The organism is Ideonella sp. BN130291 (assembly GCF_036231905.1).
Classification (GTDB): domain Bacteria; phylum Pseudomonadota; class Gammaproteobacteria; order Burkholderiales; family Burkholderiaceae_C; genus CAMLIZ01.
The window spans coordinates 588111-613851 of sequence record NZ_JAZARE010000002.1; the positions used below are offsets into that span (position 1 = coordinate 588111).

General features: G+C 70.9%; 22 protein-coding genes. 12 read left to right on the top strand and 10 right to left on the bottom strand.

The window, feature by feature from the left end; all coding sequences use genetic code 11:
- Positions 1 to 23 precede the first annotated feature (23 nt).
- Complete coding sequence (locus tag VPH43_RS06130) at positions 24 to 1865, top strand: thiamine pyrophosphate-binding protein (RefSeq protein ID WP_328576766.1); 1842 nt, start codon at positions 24 to 26, stop codon at positions 1863 to 1865.
- A 13-nt stretch (positions 1866 to 1878) separates the two neighbouring features.
- On the opposite strand, the gene VPH43_RS06135 is transcribed toward VPH43_RS06130, so the two are convergent.
- A complete protein-coding gene (locus tag VPH43_RS06135) occupies positions 1879 to 2655 on the bottom strand; it encodes a hypothetical protein (RefSeq protein WP_328576767.1) in 777 nt (258 codons plus the stop codon).
- Between the two features lie 36 nt (positions 2656 to 2691).
- On the opposite strand from VPH43_RS06135, the gene VPH43_RS06140 reads away from it, so the two are divergent.
- Positions 2692 to 3876, top strand: coding sequence for a sulfotransferase family protein (locus VPH43_RS06140; RefSeq protein WP_328576768.1), 1185 nt, complete (start codon positions 2692 to 2694; stop codon positions 3874 to 3876).
- The gene (locus VPH43_RS06145) at positions 3845 to 5776 is read left to right on the top strand and encodes an ATP-binding protein (RefSeq protein ID WP_328576769.1); all 1932 of its coding nucleotides are present in this window, start codon (positions 3845 to 3847) and stop codon (positions 5774 to 5776) included. Before VPH43_RS06140 ends, VPH43_RS06145 begins: the two co-directional genes overlap by 32 nt.
- 93 nt (positions 5777 to 5869) lie before the next feature.
- Here VPH43_RS06145 and VPH43_RS06150 read toward each other — a convergent pair whose 3' ends face one another.
- Both VPH43_RS06150 and VPH43_RS06155 read right to left on the bottom strand, forming a co-directional pair.
- Entirely contained in the window at positions 5870 to 6706 is an 837-nt protein-coding gene (locus VPH43_RS06150; protein WP_328576770.1) for a gamma-glutamyl-gamma-aminobutyrate hydrolase family protein, read from the bottom strand.
- Between the two features lie 83 nt (positions 6707 to 6789).
- Positions 6790 to 8079, bottom strand: coding sequence for a mechanosensitive ion channel family protein (locus tag VPH43_RS06155; protein WP_328576771.1), 1290 nt, complete (start codon positions 8077 to 8079; stop codon positions 6790 to 6792).
- Positions 8080 to 8243: 164 nt separating this feature from the next.
- Here VPH43_RS06155 and VPH43_RS06160 point away from each other — a divergent pair, with 164 nt between their 5' ends.
- Positions 8244 to 9977 carry an AMP-binding protein gene (locus tag VPH43_RS06160; protein WP_328576772.1) on the top strand — a complete coding sequence of 578 codons (1734 nt, stop codon included), beginning with the start codon at positions 8244 to 8246 and terminating at the stop codon, positions 9975 to 9977.
- A gap of 10 nt (positions 9978 to 9987) precedes the next feature.
- Here VPH43_RS06160 and VPH43_RS06165 read toward each other — a convergent pair whose 3' ends face one another.
- Positions 9988 to 10923 carry a histone deacetylase family protein gene (locus tag VPH43_RS06165; protein ID WP_328576773.1) on the bottom strand — a complete coding sequence of 312 codons (936 nt, stop codon included), beginning with the start codon at positions 10921 to 10923 and terminating at the stop codon, positions 9988 to 9990.
- A 26-nt stretch (positions 10924 to 10949) separates the two neighbouring features.
- Between VPH43_RS06165 and VPH43_RS06170 the strand changes: the two genes are divergently transcribed.
- From VPH43_RS06170 to VPH43_RS06190, 5 genes are read left to right on the top strand one after another with little or no spacing between them, the layout of a single operon-like run.
- The gene (locus tag VPH43_RS06170; protein WP_328576774.1) at positions 10950 to 11909 is read left to right on the top strand and encodes an AAA family ATPase; all 960 of its coding nucleotides are present in this window, start codon (positions 10950 to 10952) and stop codon (positions 11907 to 11909) included.
- A gap of 10 nt (positions 11910 to 11919) precedes the next feature.
- On the top strand, positions 11920 to 12882 hold the full coding sequence (locus tag VPH43_RS06175; RefSeq protein WP_328576775.1) for a DUF58 domain-containing protein: 963 nt from the start codon (positions 11920 to 11922) through the stop codon (positions 12880 to 12882).
- On the top strand, positions 12873 to 15011 hold the full coding sequence (locus VPH43_RS06180; protein WP_328576776.1) for a transglutaminase family protein: 2139 nt from the start codon (positions 12873 to 12875) through the stop codon (positions 15009 to 15011). The genes VPH43_RS06175 and VPH43_RS06180 overlap by 10 nt, the downstream gene beginning before the upstream one ends.
- 7 nt (positions 15012 to 15018) lie before the next feature.
- Entirely contained in the window at positions 15019 to 16137 is a 1119-nt protein-coding gene (gene mltB, locus VPH43_RS06185) for a lytic murein transglycosylase B (protein WP_328576777.1), read from the top strand.
- Positions 16134 to 17081 (top strand): endonuclease/exonuclease/phosphatase family protein, encoded by a 948-nt coding sequence (locus VPH43_RS06190; protein WP_328576778.1) that lies wholly within the window; start codon positions 16134 to 16136, stop codon positions 17079 to 17081. The genes mltB and VPH43_RS06190 overlap by 4 nt, the downstream gene beginning before the upstream one ends.
- Before the next feature lie 5 nt (positions 17082 to 17086).
- Here the strand turns inward: VPH43_RS06190 and VPH43_RS06195 are convergent, their stop codons facing one another.
- From VPH43_RS06195 to VPH43_RS06205, 3 genes are read right to left on the bottom strand one after another with little or no spacing between them, the layout of a single operon-like run.
- On the bottom strand, positions 17087 to 19012 hold the full coding sequence (locus tag VPH43_RS06195) for a putative bifunctional diguanylate cyclase/phosphodiesterase (protein ID WP_328576779.1): 1926 nt from the start codon (positions 19010 to 19012) through the stop codon (positions 17087 to 17089).
- On the bottom strand, positions 19009 to 19530 hold the full coding sequence (locus VPH43_RS06200) for a YfiR family protein (RefSeq protein WP_328576780.1): 522 nt from the start codon (positions 19528 to 19530) through the stop codon (positions 19009 to 19011). The genes VPH43_RS06195 and VPH43_RS06200 overlap by 4 nt, the downstream gene beginning before the upstream one ends.
- 14 nt (positions 19531 to 19544) lie before the next feature.
- Entirely contained in the window at positions 19545 to 21539 is a 1995-nt protein-coding gene (locus VPH43_RS06205) for a TonB-dependent receptor plug domain-containing protein (RefSeq protein ID WP_328576781.1), read from the bottom strand.
- Between the two features lie 144 nt (positions 21540 to 21683).
- Here VPH43_RS06205 and VPH43_RS06210 point away from each other — a divergent pair, with 144 nt between their 5' ends.
- Genes VPH43_RS06210 through VPH43_RS06220 form a run of 3 tightly spaced genes read left to right on the top strand, consistent with a single transcriptional unit; the run spans position 21684 to position 24167 of the window.
- Entirely contained in the window at positions 21684 to 22553 is an 870-nt protein-coding gene (locus VPH43_RS06210) for a 3',5'-nucleoside bisphosphate phosphatase (RefSeq protein WP_328576782.1), read from the top strand.
- Between the two features lie 32 nt (positions 22554 to 22585).
- Positions 22586 to 23530 (top strand): DMT family transporter, encoded by a 945-nt coding sequence (locus tag VPH43_RS06215; RefSeq protein ID WP_328576783.1) that lies wholly within the window; start codon positions 22586 to 22588, stop codon positions 23528 to 23530.
- A gap of 1 nt (position 23531) precedes the next feature.
- A complete protein-coding gene (locus tag VPH43_RS06220; protein WP_328576784.1) occupies positions 23532 to 24167 on the top strand; it encodes an L-threonylcarbamoyladenylate synthase in 636 nt (211 codons plus the stop codon).
- A gap of 1 nt (position 24168) precedes the next feature.
- Here the strand turns inward: VPH43_RS06220 and VPH43_RS06225 are convergent, their stop codons facing one another.
- Genes VPH43_RS06225 through plsY form a run of 3 tightly spaced genes read right to left on the bottom strand, consistent with a single transcriptional unit; the run spans position 24169 to position 25552 of the window.
- Positions 24169 to 24522: a glutaredoxin family protein gene (locus tag VPH43_RS06225; RefSeq protein WP_328576785.1), complete on the bottom strand. Its 354-nt coding sequence runs from the start codon at positions 24520 to 24522 to the stop codon at positions 24169 to 24171.
- An 8-nt stretch (positions 24523 to 24530) separates the two neighbouring features.
- Positions 24531 to 24878, bottom strand: coding sequence for a RidA family protein (locus VPH43_RS06230; RefSeq protein ID WP_328576786.1), 348 nt, complete (start codon positions 24876 to 24878; stop codon positions 24531 to 24533).
- Positions 24878 to 25552, bottom strand: coding sequence for a glycerol-3-phosphate 1-O-acyltransferase PlsY (plsY, locus tag VPH43_RS06235; RefSeq protein WP_328576787.1), 675 nt, complete (start codon positions 25550 to 25552; stop codon positions 24878 to 24880). The genes VPH43_RS06230 and plsY overlap by 1 nt, the downstream gene beginning before the upstream one ends.
- Positions 25553 to 25741 lie beyond the last annotated feature (189 nt).

The following is a 25741-nucleotide window of genomic DNA, read 5'->3' on the forward strand; positions in this document are numbered from 1 at the left end:
TTGCCTTGCCAGTGAGTGCCCTCGTGGACAGCCTGAATGCCGCGGTTCCCCGTTCGGGGGCCGACAGCTCCGCCCTGCACACCCCTGAAGCCGCCGACTTCATCGTCTCCTGCCTGGAGAAGATCGGCATCGAATACGTGTTCGGCGTACCGGGTGGGGCGATCGAGCCGCTGTACAACGCGCTTGCGCGCAGCGGCCGCCGCGGCGGCCCGCGGGCGGTGGTGGCGCGCCACGAGGCTGGCGCCGCCTTCATGGCCGACGGTTATGCCCGCGAGACCGGCAAGATCGGCGTCTGCATCGCCACCTCGGGGCCGGGCACCACCAACCTGATCACCGGCGTGGCCTGCGCCTACGACAACGGCATCCCGATGCTGGTGATCACCGGCCAGCCGCCCATCCATTCCTTTGGCAAGCGTGCGCTGCAGGAGTCCAGCTGCACCGGCATCAACACCGTGGGCATGCTGCGCCACTGCACCCGCTACAACTCGCTGGTGTCGCACCCGGAGCAGCTGCACATCAAGCTGTTCAATGCGCTGATGCACGCCAGCCAGATGCCCATGGGCCCCAGCCACCTGTCGATCCCGGTGGACATCCTGCGCAGCGCCGTGCCCACGGGTTCGCAGCCGCATGATTTCTCGCTGCTGCTGCGCACCCCGTCGGCGCTGGTGGACCTGCCCGCCGTGGAAGCGCTGCAGGCGCTGCTGCAGCGCGCCCAGCGGCCGGTGTTCCTGGTCGGCGACGGCTGCGGCGAAGCCACGGCGGCCATCCTCAAGCTGGCCCACCTGGTGCAGGCGCCGTTTGTCACCACGCCCGATGGCAAGGGCTTCGTCAACCCGCGCCACCCGGGCTACCGGGGTGTGTTCGGCTTCGGCGGCCATGCCAGCGCCGAAGCGTTGCTGCGCAGCGAGCCGGACCTGCTGCTGGCCTTCGGCACCGGCTTCGGCGAGTTCAGCAGCGGCGGCTGGAGCCAGAGCGTGCTGAACAGCCGGCTGGTGCACGTCGACAGCTCCGACGAAAACCTGATGCGCTCGCCCATGGCCCGGCTGCATGTGCGCGGCCGCATCCTCACGGTGTGCGAACAGCTGATCGAGCGCATGGCACCGCACAGCCTGGTCACCAACGTCTACCCCTTCCGCGACCGCAAGGCCGAGCAGCAGGACCTGGACGCGATGCTGGACCAGCCGCACAAGTTGCGCAGCGACGCCGCGCCGATCAAGCCGCAGCGCCTGATGCACGAGCTGTCGCGGCGCTGCCCGCCGAACACCCGCTTCGTGGCCGACGCCGGCAACAGCGCCGCCTGGGCGGTGCACTGCCTGAACCCGCAGGATCGCCGTGCCGACCCGGGCAGCCGCGCTCGCACCACGGGGCCGTCGCTGCGCAGCAGCCTCGGCGAGCGGCGCCGCCATGCCAGCTGGCTGCGCGTGACCATGGATTTCGCGCCCATGGGCTGGGCCATCGGCGCGGCGGTGGGCATCGCTTCGGCCAACCACCAATGCCCGGTGGTGTGCATCACCGGCGACGGCAGCTACCTGATGAACGGGCAGGAGATCACCGTGGCGGCCGCGCTCGGCCTGCCGGTGCTCTTCGTGGTGCTCAACGACGGCGCCCTCGGCATGGTCAAACACGGCCAGCGCCTGGCCGGTGCCGAGCCAATCGGCTTCGAGCTGCCGCAGGTGGACTACGCCGCCATCGCGCACGCCATGGGCATCCCCGGATACGTGGTGCGCTCGCCGGCGGACCTGGCCGCGCTGGACATCGAGGCCATGCTTCGCTGGCCGGGGCCCACCATGCTGGACGTGCGCATCGACGGCGAGGAGGTGCCGCCGATGAACCTGCGCATGCGCACGCTCGGCACCGGTGTGTGACCCGCACGCGGCTTCAGCGCCGCTCCACCTCGCGCAGCACATCGGCCCGGTAGCGCTCGACCAGGCCCTCGGCCTTCATCTGGCGCAGCGCAGCGGCCAGCCGGGTGGCCAGCTCCGCATGCTTGCGGTGCAGGTAGGGATGCAGCGGGAAGGTGCCGATGTCGACCACGCGGCGCGTGATCGTGCTGCCCTTGAACTCCGGCGAGTTCTGCAGTGTGAAGGCCGACAGGTCCGCGGTGCAGTGCACCTCCGAGCGGCCCAGGCGCAGCATGTTGAAGCCCTGGGCGTCCGAGGTGACGTCGATCAGCCGGTCGGCCGGCAGCAGGCGCTTGAGCGCGCTCTCGCAGACGCCCACGCCACGCAGGTAGGTACCGCGCCAGCCGGTCTCGGGCAATGCAGCCAGGCTGCCGAGCTGAAGCGCCGGGTTCACCGCAAACAGCGACCAGGTGACCTCGTACACCGGCTCTTCCACCCGCAGCAGCTCGGGATGCGAGGCGGCGTAACCATGCACCCGCGCCACGTCGCCATCGATGCTGCCCTGGTCGGCACTGATGCTCAGGCGCTGCAGCGGGAACACCACGATCTGCAGCGGCACGTCCATCCGGCGGAACGCCTCGGTGTAGATGCGCCGCTGCAGCATGCCGGACACGGTGTCCTCCGGCTGGCTGGTGCCCAGCACGATGGGCGTCGCCGGCGGCGCGCCAGCGGCCCCGCCCGGCAGGCAGCACAACACGGCAGCCGCGGCAAGCGCTGCGGCAAGGCAATGGCGGCGTGCACGCGGCCCGGTCATGGCAAGGGGTCTTCCAAGATGGAACAAGGATACGGCATGGAACTCTCGGAAGCCGCGCTGCTGGCAGCGGCGCGGCGTGACACAGGTCTCGATCGTTTCGGCGACGAGCGCTTCCTTCCGGCACTGCGCGCGCTGTTGCGTGCGCTGGCCGAAGAAGCCGATCTGAACGAGTTCGGCACCCGCATCGCATGGGGCCGCACGCTCGGCTCACTGAAGAACCGGCTCTGGAGCCAGGCCTGCTTCGAAGCGCATCCGCAGATCGTGCAGCGGCCGCTGGCCGCGCCCCTCATCATCGTCGGCCCGCACCGCTCCGGCACCACCCGGCTGCACCGCATGCTCGCCTGCGATGCGCGGCTGCAGCACCTGCGCACCTGGGAAGGCATGAACCCGGCGCCGCGTGTCCTGCTCGACGGCAGCGAGCCGCCAGCCGCCCGGGCCCAGCGCCGCGAGGAGGCCTGCCAGGCGCTGGAGATGCGCCACCGCATGTACCCGGAGTCCTTCGTGATGCACCCCATGCACCCGGACTGGCCGGAGGAGGAGATGCTGCTGCTGAACCACTCGTTCTGCAGCTTCAGCGCGCTGGGCCTGTACGACATCCCCGGTTACTACCGCTGGTTCCTGCAGGCCGACAAACACGGCGCCTACGGCTATATGGCCGACCAGATGAGGCTGGTGGAATGGTCACGTAACACCGCCCCCGGCCGGCGCTGGATCATGAAGAATCCGCAGCACATGATGGACCTGGACCTGCTGCTCGCCACCTTCCCGGACGCCAAGCTCGTGTTCACCCACCGCGACCCGGTCAAGACCGTGGGCTCGGTGATGTCGCTGATGTGGCACTTCGCCGCGCGCCACACCGACCGGCCCTGCCGCGACGGCATCCGCGACACCTGGCTCGACTTCTGTGAGCAGGCGGCCCGGCGTTGCATGCAGTCGCGCGAAAAAATCGCCCCCGCACAGCAGCTGGACGTGCACTACGATGAGATGAACAAGGACTGGCGTTCGGTGATGCGGCGGATCTACCGCTTCGCCGGCATGGACTTCACCCCCGATGCCGAGGCTGCCATGGCCGCCTGGCTGGTGGACAGTGAACAGGAGGCGCGCCATGTGGGACACCGCTATGCGATCGAAGACTTCGGCATCACGCGCGGCGAGGTGAACGAGCGCATGAAGTTCGTGCGGGACGCCTATGGCATTGCCCCCGAAACCGCGCCGGCGTGAGCGCCGGCTGGGGCCGCGCCTGTTGGCGGCCATCGTGCTGGCCAGCTCCTGCCTGGCACTGGTGGCCACGGCCATCCAGCTCTACCTCGACTACTCGCGCGACCTGTCCGGCATCGATGCGCAGTTCGGGCAGATCGAAAGTTCCTACGTCGGCAGCGTGGCCAACAGCCTGTGGTCGGTGGACAAGCAGCAGCTGCAGCTGCAGCTGGACGGCCTGCTGACGCTGCGTGACGTGCAGTTCGCCAAGGTGCAGGGCCAGATGGGGGAGCGCTTCGAGGCCGGCGTGCAGACGCCGGGGCGCACGCTGGTGCGCCAGTACGTGCTGCACGGGCCCAACGCGCCGCGCACGCAGATCGGCACGCTCACCGTCGGCATCGGGCTGGCGGGCGTGTACGGCCGGCTGGTGGACCGCACGCTGGTCATCCTGGCCACCCAGACGGCCAAGACCTTCTTCATCGCGCTGTTCATCCTGTTCATCGTCAGCCAGTGGATCACGCGCCACCTGGAGCACATGGCGCGCCACGCGCGCAGCCTGAAGGTGCAGGCGCTGGACCGGCCGCTGCAGCTTCAGCGCCACAGCGGCGCTGCGCCGGACGAGCTGGACGACGTGGCCTCGGCGCTCAACGACATGAGCCTGGGCCTGCACGCCGAACTGCAGCTGCACGCCGAAGCCCAGGCCGAGCTGCGCCGCCACCGCGACCACCTGGAGGAGCTGGTGGCCGAGCGCACCGCCGAGCTGCAGGTGGCCAAGGAGCGCGCCGAAGCCGCCAGCGCGGCCAAGACCGAATTCCTCTCGCGCATGAGCCACGAGCTGCGCACGCCGCTGAACGCCATCCTTGGTTATGCGCAGATCCTCAAGCTGAACCAGGGCATGAGCGCGGAGCGCCGCGCCGCCGGGCTGGACACCATCCACACCAGCGGCGAGCACCTGCTGAGCCTGATCGTGGACATGCTGGACCTCTCGAAGATCGAGGCCGGCCGCACCGTGCTGCAGCGTGCACCGGTGGTACTGGCGGGGTTCCTGCAGGGCGTGGCCGACATCATCAGCGTGCGTGCCGACGCCAAGGGCCTGCGCTTCGTGGTGCAGGCCGCACCCGACCTGCCGCACACGGTGGAAGCCGACGCCCAGCGCCTGCGCCAGGTGCTGCTGAACCTGCTGACCAATGCGGTGAAGTTCACCGACGCGGGCCAGGTCACCTTGAGCGTGCGGCGTGGCGACAGCGACTACAGCGTGTGCTTCGACGTCATCGACACCGGCGTGGGCATCGCGCGCGAACACTGGGAGCGCATCTTCGAACCCTTCGAGCAGGTGGGCGACGTGCAGAAGCGCGGCGGCGGCACCGGCCTGGGCCTGGCCATCAGCCGGCAGCTGGTGCGCCTGATGGGTGGTGACATCCACGTGGACAGCCGGCAGGGCGAAGGCAGCCGCTTCGGGTTCACGCTGGCGCTGCCGGCCGGCCGCACCCCACCCGTGGCAGCGCCCGCCTGCCGGCGTGCCACCGGCTACGAAGGCCGGCGCCGTTCGGTGCTGGTGGTGGACGACGTGGCCGGCAACCGGGCCGTGCTGGCCGACCTGCTTCGGCTGCTGGACTTCGAGGTGCGCGAAGCCACCGACGGCCAGCAGGCGCTGGACCTCATGGCCGCCTCGCTGCCCGACCTGGTGCTGATGGACATGGCCATGCCCGGCATGAACGGCATCGAGGCCACGCGCCGCATCCGCGCGCGCAGCGACTGGGCCGGCATCCCGGTGATCGCCGTCACCGCGCATGCCTCGGACATCAGCCGCCAGGAATGCGCCGCGGCAGGCGCCAGCGCCTACCTGTCCAAGCCGATCGACCGCGATGCGTTGTTCGACCTCATCGGGCAGCAGCTGGGCTTGAGATGGGTGGTGCCGGCCTGAGAACCGCTCGTCACCGGGCTCATTGGTGCACTCTTCGCGCTGCGCGCGTTCCCGCCAGGCGGGAATTCGCCTCTTCGGGCGGCCGGGCGAGGCTCATACCGCCGATTGCACCCTGGCCCCGGTGGTCTCGCGCCTTCGCTGTGCACAGGCATTCAGGAAGTCCAGCATCACCGGCGCGCTCGCCAGCAAGGTCTCACGGTCGGCATGGAATTCGGGATGCCACTGCAGGCCGCGCGCATAGCTGGGCCCGGCCCACTTCACCGCTTCCACGATGCCGTCTTCCGACGAACGCGCCTCCACCTGCAGCCCCTCGCCCAGCCGGTCGATCGCCTGGTGGTGGATGCTGGTGACACGCAAGGTGCGTTCGGCCGGGTACAGCGCGTCCAGCGCCGAGCCCGGCACCAGCGTCACCTCGTGATAGAGGTCGTCGTAGAGGTCGTTGTCCACATGCGCCTTGGCGTGCGGCACCTGGGTGGCGATGTCCTGGTAGAGCGTGCCGCCAAAGGCCACGTTGAGCAGCTGGCAGCCCCGGCAGATGCCGATCACGGGCTTGCGCTGGGCCAGGAACTCGCGGATCAGCGCCAGCTCGTAGCGGTCGCGCACCGGGTCGCCCTGCCAGCGCGCGTCGATCGGCTGCTGCCCGTAGGACGACGGCGCCACGTCCGCCCCGCCCTGCAGCACCAGCCCGTCGAACACATCCACGTAGCAGCTGATCGGCACGGCCCGCTCCACCCGCGCCGACTCGGCATCCACCGCCGGCACCATGAACGCGAGCGCGCCATGGCGGATGATCCAGTGGGCGATCGATTGCTCCAGGTACTGCAGCCGTTTCTTGCGAAAACCCAGCTCGGGCGGCGGGTCGTGCATCAGGCGTGCCGAAATGCCGATGCGCAACGGGCGATGCCATTCGTCGGACTCGGGTCCTGCCATGCGAAAGCTCTCCTGGCAGCCCCGCGGCTGCCCATCGGGTTTTCACCGGCAGTTGGTGTGCCAGCCCGGGTGACCCGGGCAGATCACCGGGCAGCAGCCGCGTCGCGCGCAGCGGCGGTTTCGCGGGTGTGCAGCACCCGCTGCGGGAACGGGATCTCCACGCCCAGCTGGTTCAGCGTGCGCAGCAGCTGCAGGTTCACCGCCGAGCGTGCGCTGGCCTGCCCGTTCTCCGGATCGGCGATCCAGAACTGCACCGTCAGCTCCAGCCCGTCGGCGGCAAACTGGGACAGCTGCACCGCCGGGCCGGGGTCGGCCACCACACGGGGCACCTCGCGCACCGCGGACTCCAGGCGGGGGATCAGCGTGTCCAGGTCGGTGCCGTAGGCCACCTGCACCACCGTGTTGAGCAGCACCTTGCTGTCGGCCAGCGAGGAGTTTTCCACCCGCTGGGTGATGAGCAGCTCGTTGGGCACGATGGACTCCCGCCCGTTGAGGGCGCGGATCACGGTGTAGCGGGTGGCGATGTCGGTGATGCGGCCCTCGAAGCCGTCCACCTTCACCATGTCGCCGATGCGCAGCGAGCGCTCCGCCAGGATCACGAAACCCGACACGTAGTTCGATGCCAGCTTCTGCAGGCCGAAGCCCAGGCCCACGCCGACCGCACCGCCCAACACGCTGAGCGCGGTGAGGTCGATGCCGGCGGCCGACAGCGCCAGCAGCAGGCCCACGAACAGCAGCAGCGCGCGCACCGCGTTGGCGGCGATCTTGCGCAGCGACAGGTTGCCGTGGCCCGCGCCCTTGAGCAGCCGCGCCTCGATGGCGGCCGACACCCACAGCACCAGCACCAGCACCAGGCCGGCGGTGATGGTGCCTTCGATGATGCTGCGCAAGGTGACCTTGGCGCCGCCGACCTTCCAGTGCACGTCCTCCAGCTCGGCCAGCACCGCCGGCAGCGCGCCGGTGAGCCACAGCGCCAGCCACAGCCACACCAGCCAGGACAGGGTGCGCTCCAGCACACGCACGAACTGCGACTGCGGGAAGGCCACCCGCAGCACCCGCACGCCCAGGCGGATGACCAGCAGCGACACCAGGATGGGCAGCGCCAGCTTGAACACCGCGATCGGCACCCCGGCCGCGGCCAGCGCCTGGCGCGCGCCCCAGGCCAGCGCCAGAGCGATCACCGGGAACAGCACGCCGTCGACCACGCGTTCGCCGAACCAGATGCTGCCCGGCTTGGGTTCGCGCCCGCGCAGCAGGCGCACCACGCCCCAGGCCAGCAGCAGGCAGGCGATCAGCACAAGGGCTTCGGTGGCGGCGGTGGGCCGCAGCAAGGCGGGCAGCAGGGAGGTGATGGCGTCGGGCGCAGGAAGCATGGCGTTGGACGAAGCGGACAAAACAATGGCCGGCGAAGCCACGCGAGTATCCACTGGCTCCCTGGTGCCACCCGGGCGTCAGCTTCTGGGTGAAAGTCCCCGCGTGGCCGGCTCACCGCGGTGAGAGACTGGCCCCGCCCCCTTCACCCCGAGAGCCCCGCGCCATGCCCACTGCCCCGACCCCGATCGCCCCGGAATCCCTGGCGCTGCAGCGCCTGTACCACTGGGAAACCACCGCACCGGATCGTGTGGTGCTCACCCAGCCGGTGCGCGCGGCCGACGGCAGCCTTGAGGTCCAGCACCACACCTGGCGCCAGCTGATGGACGAGGCGCGCCGCATGGCCGCGCACCTGCAGTCGCGCGGGCTGCCGGCCGGCAGCAAGATCGCGCTGCTGTCGAAGAACTGCGCCCACTGGCTGATCGCCGACTTCGCGATCTGGCTCGGCGGATATGTGTCGGTGCCGCTGTACCCCACGCTGGCGGCCGACACCATCCGCCAGATCCTGGAGCACAGCGAATCGCAGCTGCTGTTCGTGGGCAAGCTGGACGGCTGGGAGGCGATGAAACCCGGCGTGCCGGCCGGGCTGCCCTGCATCGCGCTGCCGCTGGCCCCGCCCAATGCCTACGAGCAGTGGGCCGACATCGTGCAGCGCACGCCACCGCTGGCCGGGCATCCGGTGCGCGACGGCGGCGAGCTCTCCACCATCATGTACACCTCCGGCACCACCGGCACGCCCAAGGGCGTGATGCACAGCTTTGCCACCTTCGCCTGGGGCATCCAGGCCGGGATGAGCCGGGTGAAGCTGGGCGGCAACGCACGCATGCTGTCGTACCTGCCGCTGTCGCATGTGGCCGAGCGGGCGCTGGTGGAGCACGGGCTGCTGGCCAACTCCATCCATGTGTTCTTCGCCGAGTCGCTGGACACCTTTGCCGCGGACCTGCAGCGCGCCCGGCCGACCGTGTTCTTCTCGGTGCCGCGGCTGTGGGTGAAGTTCCAGCAGGGCGTGCATGCCAAGCTGCCGCCGGCCAAGCTGAAGCGCCTGCTGCGCCTGCCGATCGTGGGCCGCATCGTGCGCAAGAAGGTGCTGGCCGCGCTGGGCCTGGACCAGTGCACGGTGGCCGCCGGCGGCGCGGCGCCCATGCCCACCGACCTGCTGCAGTGGTATGCCGAGCTCGGCCTGCCGATCCTCGAGGTGTACGGCATGACCGAGAACTGCGGCGTCTCGCATGCCACGCTGCCCGGCGTGATGCGGCCCGGCACCGTCGGCCTGCCCTATGACGGCGTGGAAAGCCGCATCGACCCGGCCAGCGGCGAGGTCCAGGTGCGCAGCGCCTGCACCATGCTGGGCTACTTCAAGGAGCCGCAGCTCACGGCCGAAGCGATCACACCCGACGGCTGGCTGCACACCGGCGACAAGGGCCAGCTCGACGCCGAAGGCAACCTGCGCATCACCGGCCGCGTGAAGGACCTGTTCAAGACGAGCAAGGGCAAGTACGTGGCACCCGCGCCCATCGAGGACAAGCTGATGGTGCATGCCGCGGTGGAAGCCTGCTGTGTGACGGGTGCCAACCTGGCGCAGCCGCTGGGCATCGTGCTGCTTTCGCCGGATGCGGCCCAGCGGGCCATGGCGCCTGCGGGCAGGCAGGCCCTGGAGCAATCGCTGCAGACCCACCTCGACAGCGTGAACGCCCGGCTGGACCCGCATGAACAGCTCGCCTGCCTGGTGATCGTGACCACGCCCTGGACGGTGGAAAGCGGCTTCATCACGCCCACCTTCAAGGTCAAGCGCAACCGCGTCGAGGAGGTGTACGGTGCGCGCTACGAGGCCTGGGAGGCCGAGCGCAGGAAGGTGGTGTGGGGCGAGGCGCTGCAGGCGCCGCTGGCCAAGGCAGCCTGAGCCGCCCCCGCTACACCGAGGCCAGCACCCTCAGGTGCGCCGCCACGCTGCGCGCCAGCGCCCCCAGCGCGTAGCCGCCCTCCAGGCACGAGACGATGCGGCCCTGGGCGTGGCGGTCGGCCACGGCCTTGATGCGGCGGGTCATCCACTCGTAGTCCGCTTCCACCAGGCCGAGCTGGCCGAGCTCGTCCTCGCGGTGCGCGTCGAAGCCGGCGGAGATGAACACCATCTGCGGCTTGAAGGCCTCCAGCCGCGGCATCCACATCGCCTCGATCATCTCGCGCACCTCGGCGCCGCGGGTGTAGGGCGGGATCGGCAGGTTGACCATGTTGGTGCCCTTGGGCACCGCGCCGCTGTACGGATACAGCGGGTGCTGGAAGATGCTCACCATCAGCACACGCTCGTCGCCGGCGATGATGTCCTCGGTGCCGTTGCCGTGGTGCACGTCGAAGTCGACGATGGCCACGCGCTGCAGGCCATGCACGTCCAGCGCATGGCGCGCGGCCACCGCCACGTTGTTGAAGAAGCAGAAGCCCATGGCCTGGTCCCGCGTGGCATGGTGGCCCGGCGGACGCACGGCGCAGAAGGCGCTTTCGGCCTCGCCCTGCAGCACCGCGTCGGTGGCGGCCACTGCAGCACCCGCGGCGCGCAAGGCGGCGGCCCAGGTGGCCGGGCAGGCCGAGGTGTCGGGGTCGAAGGCCTTGGACCGGCCGCTGTGCTCCAGCGCCTGCAACGCGTCCCGGATCTCGGCGACGTAGAGCGCATCGTGCGCGCGCGCCAGCTGCTCCGGCGTGGCCAGCGGTGCGTCGCGGTGGTCCAGCGCCACGTCCAGCCCGGTGGCGCGCAGGTGATCGTTGATCGCGTCCAGCCGCTGCGGGCATTCGGGGTGGCCGGCGCCCATGTCGTGCAGGCGGCACTCCGGCGGGCTGTAGAACGCAGTGGCCATGGGAAAACTGGGTTAACGTCGGCCGCATGAGCGCGCACCCCGTCGGAGCATCGTCGTCCATCGCCAGCCAGCATGCAGGCCAGCTGGCCCGCCTCGTGGACCAGATTAGCACGATCATCGTCGGCAAGCGCTCGCAGATCGAGGACTGCATCGCCTGCCTGCTGGCCGGCGGCCACCTCCTGATCGAGGACGTGCCGGGCGTCGGCAAGACCACGCTGGCGCACGCGCTGGCGGTGTCGCTGGGCCTGCGCTTTTCGCGCGTGCAGTTCACCGCCGACCTGATGCCCTCGGACCTGATCGGCGTGAGCGTGTACGAGCGCTCCACCGAGGCGTTCGTGTTCCACCCGGGCCCCGTGTTCACCCAGGTGCTGCTGGCCGACGAGATCAACCGCGCCGGCCCCAAGACGCAGAGCGCGCTGCTCGAGGCGATGGAGGAGCAGCAGGTCACGGTGGAGAACCAGACCCGCGCGCTGCCGCTGCCCTTCTTCGTGATCGCCACGCAGAACCCGAGCGACCAGCTCGGCACCTACCCGCTGCCCGAATCCCAGCTGGACCGCTTCCTGATGTGCATCACGCTGGGCTACCCCGACCGGGCCTCCGAGCGCGCCCTGCTGCAGGGCGAGGACCGGCGCGCGGCGGTGGACCGCCTGCAGCCGGTGATGGAGCCGGCGGACCTGCTGCTGGCGCAGCAGGCGGTGCTGCAGGTGCATGCCTCGGAGGCGCTGCTGGACTACCTGCAGGCGCTGATCGCGGCCACCCGCTCCGGCCAGTGGTTCGTCGACGGGCTGTCACCCCGCGCCGGCATCGCGGTGCTGCGCGCGGCCAAGGCGCGGGCGCTGCTGGACCGGCGCGACTACGTGGCGCCGGACGACATCCAGGCCATCCTGGCGCAGACCATCGCGCACCGCCTGGTGCCGGTGTCCGGCGCCGGCCGCGGCCAGCGCGAGCAGGTTCGCGCGATGCTGCAGGCCGTGCCCTTGCCATGAGGTGCCGGCCGTGAGGTGGCTGCGGCGCCGCATCCGGCTGTGGTGGACCGGGCGCCACCCGCGCACCGACAGCTGGACGCTGACGCAAGGCAACATCTACATCGTGCCCAGCAAGGCGGGGCTGGTGTTCGGGCTCACGCTCTTCGTGATGCTGCTGGCCTCCATCAACTACCAGCTCAACCTGGGTTACGTGCTCACCTTCCTGCTCGCCGGCAGCGGGCTGATGTCCATGCACATCACGCACCGCACCTTGCGCGGCCTGAGCCTGCACCTGCGCCCGCCGCAGCCGGTGTTCGCGGGCGAACCGGCGCCGCTGGAGATCGTGGTGCAGAGCGCCGGCCGCGTGAGCCACGGCGTGGGCCTGCGGCTGGACCCGGAGCCGCCGCCGAAGGTGCCGCTGCGTTCGGTGTGGGTCGACGTGCCGGCGCAGGGGCAGGCGAGCGCGCGCCTGAGCTTCGTGCCGCCGCGGCGCGGGCTGCATGCGGTGCCCACCGTGCGGGCCGAAACCCGGTATCCCTTCGGCCTGTTCCGCGCCTGGACCATCTGGCGCCCCGCATCCCAGGTGCTGGCCTACCCCGCGCCTGAGAAACCGCCCGCGCCCCTGCCCCCCGCGCATGCGGTGGGCGGCGAGGCGTCGCAGTCGCAGCGCAGCGAAGGCGGTGAATTCGAAGGCGTGCGCGCCTACCAGCGCGGCGACACTCTGCGCCGCATCGTGTGGAAGAAGGTGGCACGCACCGGCGAGCTGGTCAGCCGCGACACCTGCCAGGCCACGCAGCAGGAGCTCTGGCTGGAGTTCCAGGCGGCCCAGCTGCCCGACAGCGAACGCCGGCTCTCGCGCCTGGCCGCCTGGGTGCTGGTGGCCGAGCAGGCCGGCATGGCGCACGGCCTGCGCCTGCCCGGCAAGGAGCTGCCGCCGGGCCATGGTGAATCGCACCGGCGCGCGGCCCTGGAGGCACTGGCACTGTGGCGCTGACCGACGACCATCCCGCCGAGCAACAGCCGCGCACCGGCCGGCTGGCCGCCCTGCCCGGCATGGCGCCGCTGCCGCGCTGGCCCGGCTGGCGCCACCTGCCGCGCGATGCGCGCGACACACTGTTCCTGCTCGGCGTGATCGGCTGGACCATCCTGCCGCACCTGGCCCACCTCGCCTGGTGGTGCAGCCTGCTCGCCGTGCTGGTGCTGATGTGGCGCGCCCGCCTGGCGCTGGACAACGCGCCGCTGCCCGGCCGCTGGACCCTGATCGGCGTGCTGGCCATGGCGGCCACCTTCACCCTGCTGACCGAGCGCACGCTGCTGGGCAAGGAAGCCGGCGTGACCATGCTGGTGCTGCTGATGGTGCTGAAGACGCTGGAGCTGCGCGCACGCCGCGATGCGCTGGTGGTGTTCTTCCTCGGCTTCTTCCTGGTGCTCACCAACTTCCTGTATTCGCAGTCCATCGCGGTGGCCGCCGCGATGCTGGTGTCGGTATGGGGCCTGCTCACCGCGCTGGTGCTGGCGCACATGCCGGTGGGCCAGCCCAGCCTGCGCCAGGCCGGTTGGCTGTCCGCCCGCGCGGCGATGCTGGGCGCGCCGGTGATGGTGGTGTTGTTCGTGCTGTTCCCGCGCATCGGCCCGCTCTGGGGCCTGCCGCAGGACGCCGGCGCCAGGACCGGCCTGTCGGGCACCATGCGCATGGGTGGCGTGGCCGAGATCGCCAACGACGACAGCATCGCCTTCCGCATCCGCTTCCACGGCCCGCCGCCGGCGCCGCAAGCGCTGTACTTCCGCGGGCCGGTGCTCAGCCGCTTCGACGGCACCGAATGGAAGCGGATGGAATCCAGCTTCCCGCCCGACTGGCAGCTGCACGCCGACCTGCGGGTGCAAGGCGAACCGGTGGCCTATGAGATGACGCTGGAGCCGTCGCGCCTGACCACCCTGCCGCTGCTGGAAGCCACGCCGCCCCAGGCCGACGCGGCACCCGGGGTGCCACCGGGCTGGCGCGCGATGCCGCGCAACGAACTGGAGTGGACGGTCGATCGCCCGATCACCGAACGGCTGCGTTTCGAGGCCCGTGCCTGGCTGCGCTTCCAGCATGGGCCCAGCGAGCGCGCCTGGGGCCTGCGCGACCACGTGAACCTGCCACCGGGCTACAACCCGCGCATGCTGCAGTGGGCCGCGCAGCTGCGCAAGGACCCGCGTTTTGCGCGAGCCAACGGCGACACCCTGGCGGGAATGCTGCTCAACGAGATCCGCACCGGCAACTTCGTCTACACCCTGTCGCCGGGCGAATACGGGCGCGACGCGGTGGACGAGTTCTGGTTCGACCGGCGCATCGGCTTCTGCGAGCACTACGCCGCCTCCTTCGTGGTCGCAATGCGCGCACTCGGCATTCCGGCCCGCGTGGTCACCGGCTACCAGGGCATGGACCCGGCGCCGGTGGACGGTTACTGGATCGTGCGCCAGAGCCATGCCCATGCCTGGGCCGAATACTGGCAGCCCGGGCGCGGCTGGGTGCGCACCGACCCCACCGCCGCCGTGGCGCCCGAGCGCGTGGTGCAAAGCCGCAGCCTGGAGCCCAGCCGCGGCCTGGTGGCCGACGCCATCAGCAACATGAGCCCGGAAACGCTGGCGCGCCTGCGCCGTATGTGGGAGGGCATGAACAACCGCTGGAACCAGTGGGTGCTGGGTTATTCGCGCACCCAGCAGTTCAGCCTGATGGAACGCATGGGCGTGCGCTCCCCCAGCTGGGCCGACCTCGGGCTGGTGCTCATCTGGCTGGGCAGCGCCGCCGCGCTGGCCGGCGCGCTCTGGGCCCTGTGGGACAGGCATCGGCAGGACCCGTGGCAGCGCCTGCAGTCGCGTGTGTTGCAGCGCCTGCGCCGCCTGGACGTGCCGGCCGAGCCGCACCATCCGCCACGCACGCTGGCCAGCCAGGTGCGCCAAGCCCTGGGCGAAGCCGGCACGGTGCTGTCGCTGCAGCTCGACGCGCTGGACCGCCTGCGTTATGCGCCCGGCGCGGTGCAGCGGCCGCAGCCGGCCTGGTGGCGCGGTTTTGCACGCGAGGCTGCGCGCCTGCAAGCGCAGCGCCCCGCGAAGCCGGGGCCCCGGATGCGCTCGCGATAATGGCCCGATGAACTTCACCCGGGCTGCACGCCCCCCTTCCCGCAGCGCGCTGGCTGGTGCCTTGGCCCTCACGCTGGTGGCCTGCGCCACCACCGCCGACGATGCCGAAGCCGCACGCAAGAAGCCCCATGCCGCACCGCGCAGCGACGATGCCGCCGACGTGGTCACCTATGGCCGGCGTGAGGACGTGATGCGGTTCGCCACCGAGCTGGCCGAGCGCCGCGGCTGGGAGCCCGAATGGGTGCAGGCCCAGCTGGCACAGGCCCGCTTCGTGCCCACGGTGGCGCGGCTGATCATGCCGCCGCCGGCCGGCACGGCCAAGAGCTGGGCCGCCTACCGCGCCCGCTTCATCGAGCCGCAGCGGGTGAACGCCGGTGTGCAGTTCTGGAACGCGAATGCCGATGCCCTCGCGCGCGCCGAAGCGCAGTACGGCGTGCCCGCCTCGGTGATCGTGGGCATCATCGGTGTGGAAACCTTCTACGGCCGCATCACCGGCAACTTCCGCGTGCTGGATGCACTGGCCACTTTGTCCTTCGACTTCCCCACCGGGCGCAAGGACCGCACGCCCTTCTTCCGCGAGGAGCTGGAGAACTTCCTCTTCATGTGCCGGCGCGAGCAGCGCGACTGCGCCTCGTTCAAGGGCTCGTATGCCGGCGCGATGGGCTTGCCGCAGTTCATGCCCAGCAGCATCAACCAGCATGCGGTGGACTTCGATGCTGACGGCCACATCGATTTGCTCGGCAGCCCGGCCGACGTGGTGGGCAGCGTGGCCAGCTTCCTCGCGGCCAAGGGCTGGGAGCGCGGCCTGCCCACGCACTACGACGTGGCACCGCCGGTGGACAGCCGGGACCGCGCCCTGCTGCTGGGGCCGGACATCGTGCCCAGCTTCACGGCGGCGGAGTTCGCCGAACGCGGCGCGGTGCTGTCCGAAGCCGGACGCCAGCACACCGGCCTGCTGGCACTGGTGGAGCTGCAGAACGGCGATGCCGCGCCCAGCTACATCGCCGGCACGCAGAACTTCTACGCGGTCACCCGCTACAACTGGTCGAGCTATTACGCGCTGGCCGTGATCGAGCTGGGCGCGGTGGTCGAAGGCAGCCGCGCCAAGGCCCTGTCAGCGCAGTGAGGCGCTGGCGCGCCGGCATCGCGCTGCTGGGCCTGCTGCTGCCGGCCTTGTGCGGCAGCGCCGAAGCCACGGCACGGCTGCGCCTGGTGTCGTGGAATGCCGAGTGGCTGGCCGATCCCACCCTGCTGGCCCAGGCGCGCTACTGGACCGAATGCGTACAGGCGCCCCACGCCGCCGTGCCGATGCCGCCCTGCGATGCCTACAGCCGGCACAACATCGCCGACGCAGCCGCCTACGCGCAACACAAGCTAGCGCCCCTGCGCAGCACGCTGGCCAGCCTGGCGGACGAAGGCATGGACGTGCTGGCGCTGCAGGAGGTGCAGAACGCAGCGGCGGTGCAGGCGGTGCTGCCGCCCGGTTATCGCCTGGCCTGCATCACCCAAGGCCGCACGGCACAGAACCTGGCCTTCGTGGTGCGAGAGGCGGCCCGGCTTGCGCCCACCTGCCGCGAGATCGCCTCGCTCGGCCTGGAGGACGACACGGTGCCGCATGCCTTGCGCCGCGGCCTGGAGCTCACGGTGCAGGCCGGTGGCCGGGCCGTGGTGCTGCTCAACCTGCACCTGAAGGCCGGCTGCGCCTTCGGTGCCATCGATGCCGGCAGCCCGCGCGCCTGCCAGACCTGGCAGCAGCAGCGGCAGGCCTTGCAGGCCTGGATCGAGGGCCAGGCGATGCGCGGCAGCGCCTTTGCGATCGTGGGCGACTGGAACCGCAAGCCGGATGCCCGCACCCCGTGGCGCGGCATTGACTTTGTGCGGGTGGACCGGCGCGGCGCACGCCACCGCTGCCATCGTGACCTGGACCAGCTGGCGCTCAGCGCACCCTTGCGCTCGCGCCTGGCTGGGTACACCTTGCCGGCCAGTGGCCAAGCCGGGGCCCGGCTGCTGCCCGCGCACACCGGCGCGTCGGACCACTGCCCGCTGCGCGCAGACCTGAGCCTGCGCTGACGCGATCAGGCCACCACGCTGCCCGCCTCACCCACGGCGGGCAGCCAGTGCAACTGGTCGGCCGGCGCGGGCTTGCCGAAGAGGAAACCCTGCGCATGGTTGCAGCCCAGGCGCGCCAGGAACTCGCGCTGCGCGGGTGTTTCCACCCCTTCGGCCACCACCTGCAGACCCAGCGCGTGGGCCATGGACACCACGGCGGTGACGATGGCCGCGTCACCGGCCGCTTCCGGCAGCTCGCGCACGAAGCTGCGGTCGACCTTGAACTTGTCGATCGGCAGGCGCTTCAGATAGGCCAGCGACGACAGGCCGGTGCCGAAGTCGTCGATCGCGATGCGCACGCCCATGTCGCGCAGCGCGGTGAGCGTCTGCACGCTGGCGTTCACATCCTCCACCAGCGTGTGCTCGGTGATCTCGATCTGCAGCCGGCGCGGGTTGGCGCCGCTGGCCTTCAGCGCGGCCTGCACCTGCGGCAGCAGCACCGCGCGCTTGATCTGCCGGCCCGACACGTTGACCGCGATGTACAGGTGCCCCAGCCCGGCCGCTTGCCAGCGCGCCAGCTGCCGGGTGGCGGCGTCGAGCACCCAGGCGCCCAGCTCGACGATCAGGCCGGTGCTCTCGGCCACGTCGATGAACTCCGCGGGCTGCAGCAGCCCGCGCAGCGGATGCTGCCAGCGCACCAGCGCCTCCACGCCCAGCACGTCGCCGTCGGGCAGGGCCACGATGGGCTGGTAGTGCAGCACCAGCTCGTTGCGCTGGATCGCGTGGCGCAGCTCGGTGTCGATGCGCAGGCGCGAGTGGCTGCTCTGCGCCATGTCGGGGTGGAACACCGCATAGGTGTTCTTGCCGGCTGCCTTGGCGCCGTACATCGCGGTGTCGGCCGCCCGCAGCAGCTCCTGCGCGTCGTCGGCGTCGTTCGGGAACTGCGCGATGCCCACGCTGCCGCGCACATAGATCTCGTGCCGCCCGACCTGCAGCGGCGGCTGCAGGCAGGCCACGGCAGCCGCGCCCAGGCGCTCGCTCGCGCCTTCGCGCACCGGCCCGTCGCACACCACCACGAACTCGTCCCCGCCGAAGCGGAACACCAGGTCGGACAGGCGCAGCCCGGCGCGCAGGCGCTCGGCCATCAGGCGCAGCACGTCGTCGCCCACCGCATGGCCCAGGGTGTCGTTGACGAGCTTGAAATCGTCCAGGTCCAGCAGCATGAGGGTGAAGCCCGCGCCGCTGCGGCGCGCGGCCGCCACCATGGCCTGCAGGTGTTCATTGGCGGCATGGCGGTTGTACAGCCGGGTCACCGGGTCCACGAAGGCCAGCTCGTCCAGGCGGGCCTCGGTGCGGTCGATGTCGCGCCGGATGCCCACGGCCAGCAGGTAGGCGATGCCCAGCGCCAGCAGCGCCGCCGCGGCGCTGATGAAGGCAAAGTCGATCGCCCGCCGCTCCAGCGCCTGCAGGCTGACCACCAGCTCGATGCGGCCCACGGCGCGGGTGTCCTGCCGCACGGGCCGGATCACCACCAGCTGGCCATCGCGGAACAGCGGGCCGGCCAGGGCGGCGGCGCGCTCTGCGTCCGACAGCGGCGCGGCGGGCGCCACGCCGGGCCGCTGGTAGGCGGCAAAGCGCTCGCCACGTGCGTCGAACAAGGTGGCCGACAGCACCACGCTGGAGGCCTGCAGCGACGCCAGGATCTCGTTGGCGGTGGGCACATCGCCGAAGAGCAGGGCTGCGGCGCTGTTGTCCCCCGCCATGCGGGCCTGCGCCTGCATGTCCTCGTGCAGTGCCGAGCGCGACGAAAAGAAAAGAAAGGCATTGAGCACCAGGCCGGTGACCAGCAGCGCCACGCCGGCGGCCGCCACCGCCGCGCGTGTCAGGCGCAGGCCCAGGCGGTGGCGCGCCTGGCCGGGCACCACCGGGCGGGGCGGGGCGTCCGGCTTCATTCGCTCACCTTGCGCGCCAGCCGCAGCAGGCGCGAGCTGATCTGCAGGCGCGACTGCCGCGCCACGCCCAGGTCCACGTCGAAGGCGATGCGGCCCGCGGCATGGGCCAGCCGGATGGCCGCGCTGTCGTCATCCACCGCTTCACCGGCGATCACCAGCAGCGGCAGGCCCTTGAGCGCACGCCGTGCCGGCGCCCCTTTGGCCGCTGCCGCGTCCAGAACCACCGCATGGCAGCCGCGTGCATCGTTGGCGGGCAGGTCGCGCGGCTCGAGCCGGTGGCTGCGCACCGGCCGGCCGGCCAGCGACTTCAGCGGCGCGCTCAGCGGGCTGAGGGCATCCACGCACAGCACCAGCGGGCCACCGGCAATGAGGCCGGCATCGGCGGGCCATTCCACGAACAGCAGGATGTTGTAGACGATGGCCGCCTCCAGCTCCACCCGCTCCACCGCCTGCGCGCAGGCGCAGGCCAGCGCGGCGCACAGCAGCGCGAGGCAACGCGGAACGGAAAGCAGGCGCATGGTCCGCACCGCGCTCAGAACACCAGGTCCAGCCGCAGCGTGACGGTGCGTCCGGGCTGGGCGATGGTGGGCTGGCGTTCCAGGTCGGTGCCGGGGTCGGTGCGGTAACGGTCGAACAGGTCGAACACGCTGGCCGACACCGACCAGCCATGCAGCGGCAAGGCCCGCGAGACGGTGAGGTTGTTCACCCCGTAACCGGCGGCGCCGCCGCGGCGCGGCACACCCTGCCACTCCAGGCCCGCGCTCCAGTCGCCGCCCAGCGGCACGATGGCCGCCAGCTTGCCCATGCGGCGCGGCGCATACGCGGCCAGCGGCATCACAGAGGCACTGTCGCGCACCGTCTGCAGCGTGAGGTTGGCGCGCAGCCGTGCGCCGCCGCTCCAGGCGCGTTCGAACTCCGCCTCCAGGCCGCGTGCATGTGCGCTGCCCAGGTTCTGGAACACGAACAGTTCGTCGGCCGGGTCCAGGGTCTGCACGACCAGGTTGCGCGCGCGGTTGTCGAACAGCGAAAGGCTCACGCGGTCGTGCACCGTGGGCCGCCATTCCAGGGCCAGCTCGGTGCCGGTCACGCGCTCGGGCGTGAGCGCCGGGTTCAGCTTGTAGCCGCCCACCGTGTCCACCTGGTAGTAGGCCTCGAAGGCATTGGGCACCCGGAAGGCGCTGCCGCGGATGAGCTTGAGCACCAGCTCGTCCTGCGGCCGCCAGACCAGCGCGACGCGGGGGCTGAACTGGCCGCGGTAGCCCTTGTTGTGGTCCCAGCGGGCGCCGGCGGTGAAGCTCCAGGCGGGTGACAGCTCGACCTGGTCCTCCATGAACAGGCCCACCCGGTGGGCCGATCGCCGGTCGTCGAGGTAGGTGACGGCGGGGTCCACGTCGAAGGTCTTCTGGCGCAGGTGGGTGGCCACCTGCAGCTCGCTGCCCAGCACCAGCTTGTGGTCCTGCCAGCGGGTGCTGAACCAGCGCGCTTCCAGGCCCCACCACTGGCCGGTGACGTCGTCGGCCGCCACCGTGACCGGTGGGTAGTCATAGGCATAACGGCCTTCGAAGCGGTAGTGGCCGATGAACCAGCGTGCGGTCAGCTCGTCGTGCTGGCCCAGCGCATGGCGCCAGCTCAGGTCCAGCATCGAGTGTTCGTCGCGGTTGTTGGTGCGCGGGTCGCCCGCAATCGTGTCCAGCAAGGCAGGCGCGCCTTTGAGGCGCTCGGCATGCAGCGCACTGGCGCTCACCTCACCGCTGAGCACGCGCAGGTACACGCTGGAGCGGCGCTCGTAGTCGCCCGCGGTCGCCACACCCTCGGGCAGCACCACCTCCGTGCCGCGCACCAGCCGGCGCGAGGCGGACCACTGCAGCGCGGTGCCGTCGGCCAGCACGCGGCTGTCGCCCACGCGCAGCTCGCGCAGCCCGGCGCTGCCCAGGCTGAGCGCCGCACCGTCGGTGCCGGCGCCACCCGGCTTGCGCGTGATGACGTTGATCACGCCGAACAAGGCATTGGCGCCGTACACCGCCGAGCCCTGGCCGGGCACGAATTCCACCCGGTCCACCAGGTCGAAGTCCAGCGGGAACTCGCCGCCGATGTAGGCCTGGTCGTACACCACGTCGTTGGTGCGATAACCATCCACCAGCAGCAGCACGCGGGTGTTGTAGTCGCCGGGTGCATAAAAGCCGCGCACGCCCAGGTAGCTGTAGGAGCGATCGTTGGTGACCATGAGGCCGCGCACCGAGCGCAGCACGTCGGCCAGGCTGCGATAACCCAGGGCCCGCATCTCGGCGGCGGTGATCACCGTGACCGACGCGGCCGTCTCGCTCATGCGCTGGCTGAACTTCGAGGCGCCGGTGACCTCCATGTCCAGCAGCGCGTCCAGCGGCAGCGCGGCCAGCTGTTCGGCGCGCTCGGGGTCCGTCGGCGTAGCGGCGAACACCGGCGCCATCGCCGCGCAGGCCCAGGCCAGCGCCACGACGGCACGCCGCAGCGGCACCGGGCAGGCCGGCGCGCGGAAAGGCTCACCCATGGGACACATCACTTGTCAAGAGATCCAGTGCGCCTGCGGCGGGCGCACCCTGTGTTTGCATATCGGCCGTTCGGGCAGCCGACTGAAGGCGGCAGCAACCCTTCGAGGCGGGTGGAACGGCGCGCTTTTTACAATGCAGGGGTGATGTCCCCCTCCCCTGCGGCGCTCAACGCCGATCTCCATTCCCACTCCAACGTCTCCGACGGCACCCTGGACCCTGAAGCTCTGGCGGCACGCGCGCATGCCAATGGCGTGCAGCTGTGGGCCTTGACCGACCATGACGAAGTGGCCGGCCAGCAGCGTGCTGCGGTGGCGGCCGCCGCCTTGGGCCTGCCGTACCTGAGCGGGGCGGAGGTGTCGGTCACCTTCGCCGGCGAAACCGTGCACGTGGTGGGCCTGGGCTTCGACCCCGCGGACGCCGCCTTGCGCGACGGCTTGGCCGCCACCCGCAGCGGGCGCGACCGCCGCGCCCACGACATGGCCGACGGGCTGGCTCGGGCCGGCATTCCCGGCGCCTACGAAGGCGCGCTGCAGTACGTGGGCAACCCGGACCTGATCTCTCGCACTCACTTTGCCCGCTTCCTGGTGGACAGCGGCATCTGCCATGACACCCACGAGGTGTTCCGCCGCTTCCTCACGGATGGTAAGCCGGGCTATGTGCCCCACCGCTGGGCCGCGCTGGGTGATGCCGTGCGCTGGATCACGGCGGCCGGCGGTATTGCGGTGATCGCCCATCCCGGCCGGTACAAGTTCACGCCCAACGAGGAGTACGCGCTGTTCTCCGAATTCAAGGCGCATGGCGGCCTGGGGGTGGAAGTGATCACCGGCAGCCACCATCCGTCCGACTACGTGAAGTACGCCGACATGGCGCGTGAGTTCGGCCTGCTGGCCTCGCGCGGCAGCGACTTCCACTCCCCCGATGAAAGCCACACCGACTTGGGCGCCCTGCCCCTGCTGCCGGGGTCGCTGACGCCGGTGTGGGAGGCGGTGGCGCACCGCGTGCAGCGGCCGTGACGGCGGCGCGGCAGGCCACGGTCCCGGCGGCCATGCGGCCGCAGCTGCAGGGCGCCCGCGCCCAAGTCACCGGCGTGCTGCTGATCGTGGTGATGGCGGCCTGCTTCGCCACCATGGACACCACCATCAAGGTGCTGGGTGCCTGGCTGCCGGTGCTGCTGATGCTGTGGCTGCGTTATGCCTTCCAGGCGCTGGCGATGCTGGGCTGGCTGGCCTGGCAACGCGGGCGCGAAGGGTTTCGCACCGCCCATCCGCGCTTCCAGCTGCTGCGTGGCCTGCTGCTGCTGGCCACCAGCGCGATGAGCTTCTTCAGCGTGCAGTTCCTGCCGGTGGCCGAATACACCGCGATCACCATGCTCACGCCGGTGATCGTGACGCTGTTCTCCGGCTGGCTGCTGCATGAGCCGGTGTCACGGCCACGCTGGGCCCTGGTGATCGGCGGCTTCATCGGCGCGCTGATCATCATCCGGCCCGGCAGCGGCTTGTTCGGCTGGGCCGTGCTGATGCCGCTGGCCGGCGCCTGCGCCTATGCGGCCTTCCAGCTGCTGACGCGCCGGCTGGCCGGCGTGGAGGATCCGTTCAGCACCCACTTCTACACCGGGCTCACCGGCACCTTGCTGCTCACCGCCGTGCTCGCCGCCAGCCCGATCGACGTGATGGGCACGCTGGCCGCCCAGCCGGCGTCGCGGCTCGCGTTGATGACCATGGTGGGGGCACTGGGCACCGCGGGCCACCTGTTCCTCATCCTCGCCCTGGGCATGGGCCGCCCGGCCACGCTGATGCCCTTCATGTACAGCCAGATCGCCTTTGCCACCGGCGTGGCGTATGTGTGGCTGGGTGCCGCGCCGGACGCCATCAGCGTGGCCGGCATGGCGGTGATCGGCGCCTGCGGCGCGGCGTCGGTGTGGCTCAACTTCCGCGAGGCGGAACAGCACTCCCGCGTCGCGGCGCTGACCGCGGATACGATCTCCGACTGACATGTCGCAATATTTCGACGTTCATCCGGACAACCCGCAGCCGCGCCTGATCAAGCAGGCGGCGCAGATCCTGCACCAGGGCGGCGTGGCGGCGATCCCCACCGACTCCAGCTACGCCCTGGTGTGCCACCTGGACGACAAGGCCGCCGCCGAGGCGCTGCGCCGCATCCGCCAGGTGGACGACAAGCACCACCTCACGCTGCTGTGCCGCGACCTGAGCGAGCTGGCCAACCACGCCCGCGTGGACAACCGGCAGTACCGGCTGCTGAAGCTCGCCACGCCCGGGCCCTTCACCTTCATCCTCGAAGCCACCAAGGAGGTGCCGCGCCGGGTGTCGCACCCTTCGCGCCGCACCATCGGGCTGCGCGTGCCCGAGCACAAGGTGGCGCAGGCGCTGCTGGAGGAGCTGGGGCAGCCGCTGCTGGCCACCACGCTGATCCTGCCCGGCGAGACCGAGCCGCTGAACGACCCGCAGGAGATCCGCGAGCGGCTGGAAAAGCAGGTGCAGGCGGTGATGGCCGCGCACGCCTGCCCAATGGAGCCCACGACGGTGATCGACCTCACCGAGGCCGACCCGCGCATCGTGCGCCTGGGCCGCGGCGACCCGCAGCGGCTGGGGCTGGCGGTCGAGGATTGAGCTAGCTCAACGCGGCCAGCACGCGCCGCGGGTCGAAGCCCACTTGCCGCTGCCCGCGCACCACGACCACCGGCGTGCCGGGCGCCTGGCTGTCGCGGAAGGCGGCCGCGCAGGCGGGGTCGCGCTCGATCGAACACTCGCTGAAGCGCACCCGGTACTGCCCCATCCAGGCCCGCGCATGGGCGCAGTAGGTGCAGGTGTCGGAGGCGATCATGCGGATGTCGCCCGGGGCCGCGCGCTCGGCGATGGCCGCGCCCAGGCGCGCGTCCTGCGCACCATGCCACCACTGCACGCCGGCGCTGATGCCGAGCACCAGCACCACCAGGCCGAGCAGCGATCGCGGTGAGGCCTTCATGCCAGGCTTCAGAGCGCGGCGGTGACCACGATCTCGACCTTCCACTCCGGCTTGGCCAGCTTGGCCTGCACGGTGGCACGCGGCGGTGCGTTGCCCGTGGCAACCCAGGCGTCCCACACCGCATTCATGGCGGGGAAGTCGGCCAGGTCGGCGAGGAAGATCTGCGCCATCAGGATCCTGGCCTTGCTGGTGCCGGCACGGGCCAGCAGCGCGTCGATGGCCTCCAGCACCTGCTCGGTCTGGCGCGTGGCGTCCTTGCTGCCGTCGGCGGCCACCTGGCCGGCCAGGTACACGGTGCCGTTGTGCACCGCCATCTCCGACAGGCGTGCGCCCACGTCGAACCGTTGAACTTCCATCACTTCGCTCCTCTCTTGGAATGTGAATGCGGCCGCGTCGCGGCCGCGGTGTGGGCGGCAGCGCCCTTTTGCCCCAGCTTGGACTCGGTGCCCGCCAGCAGCTTCTGGATGTTGCCGGTGTGGCGCCATACCAGCAGCAGGCTCATCACGGTGATCGGGATGGTGGGTGTGCCACCGTCCCACAGCAGCAGCTGGTACAGCGGCGCCGCCAGCGCCGCGGCCAGCGCGGCCAGCGACGAATAGCGCGACAGGTAGGCCACCACCAGCCAGGTCATCAGCACCAGGCCGCCCAGCGGCAGGTTCAGCGCCAGCAGCACGCCGGCCGCCGTGGCCACGCCCTTGCCGCCCTGGAAACGGAAGAACACCGGCCACAGGTGGCCCAGGAAGGCGGCCAGGCCGACAAAGGCCGCCGTGTTCTCGCCCAGGCCGACACGCTCGCCGAACAGCAGCACCAGCAGCACCGGCACGTAGCCCTTCAGGGCGTCGAACACCAGCGTGAGGATGGCCGCGGTGCGGTTGCCCGAGCGCAGCACATTGGTGGCGCCCGGGTTCTTGGAGCCATAACTGCGCGGGTCGCTCAGGCCCATGGCGCGGCTCACGATCACGGCAAACGAGAGCGAGCCCACCAGGTAGGCGGCCAGCAGGGCCGCCGCGCTCCACAGGGTGTGGTTCATGCGGCTTGTCACCTCTTGTTGTGAAGCCCGGCAGTGTACGCCCCGGGGTGGCCGCCTTCGCCGGTGCTAAGCTCGCCGTCCCGCGCTGCCGCACCACGGCCGGCGCGGCCGCTTCCACCCGAGCCCCACCCTCAGGGCCGCACGCCAGCAGCACGCCGCACCGGCATGCGCTTGTCATCGCTGGCATGC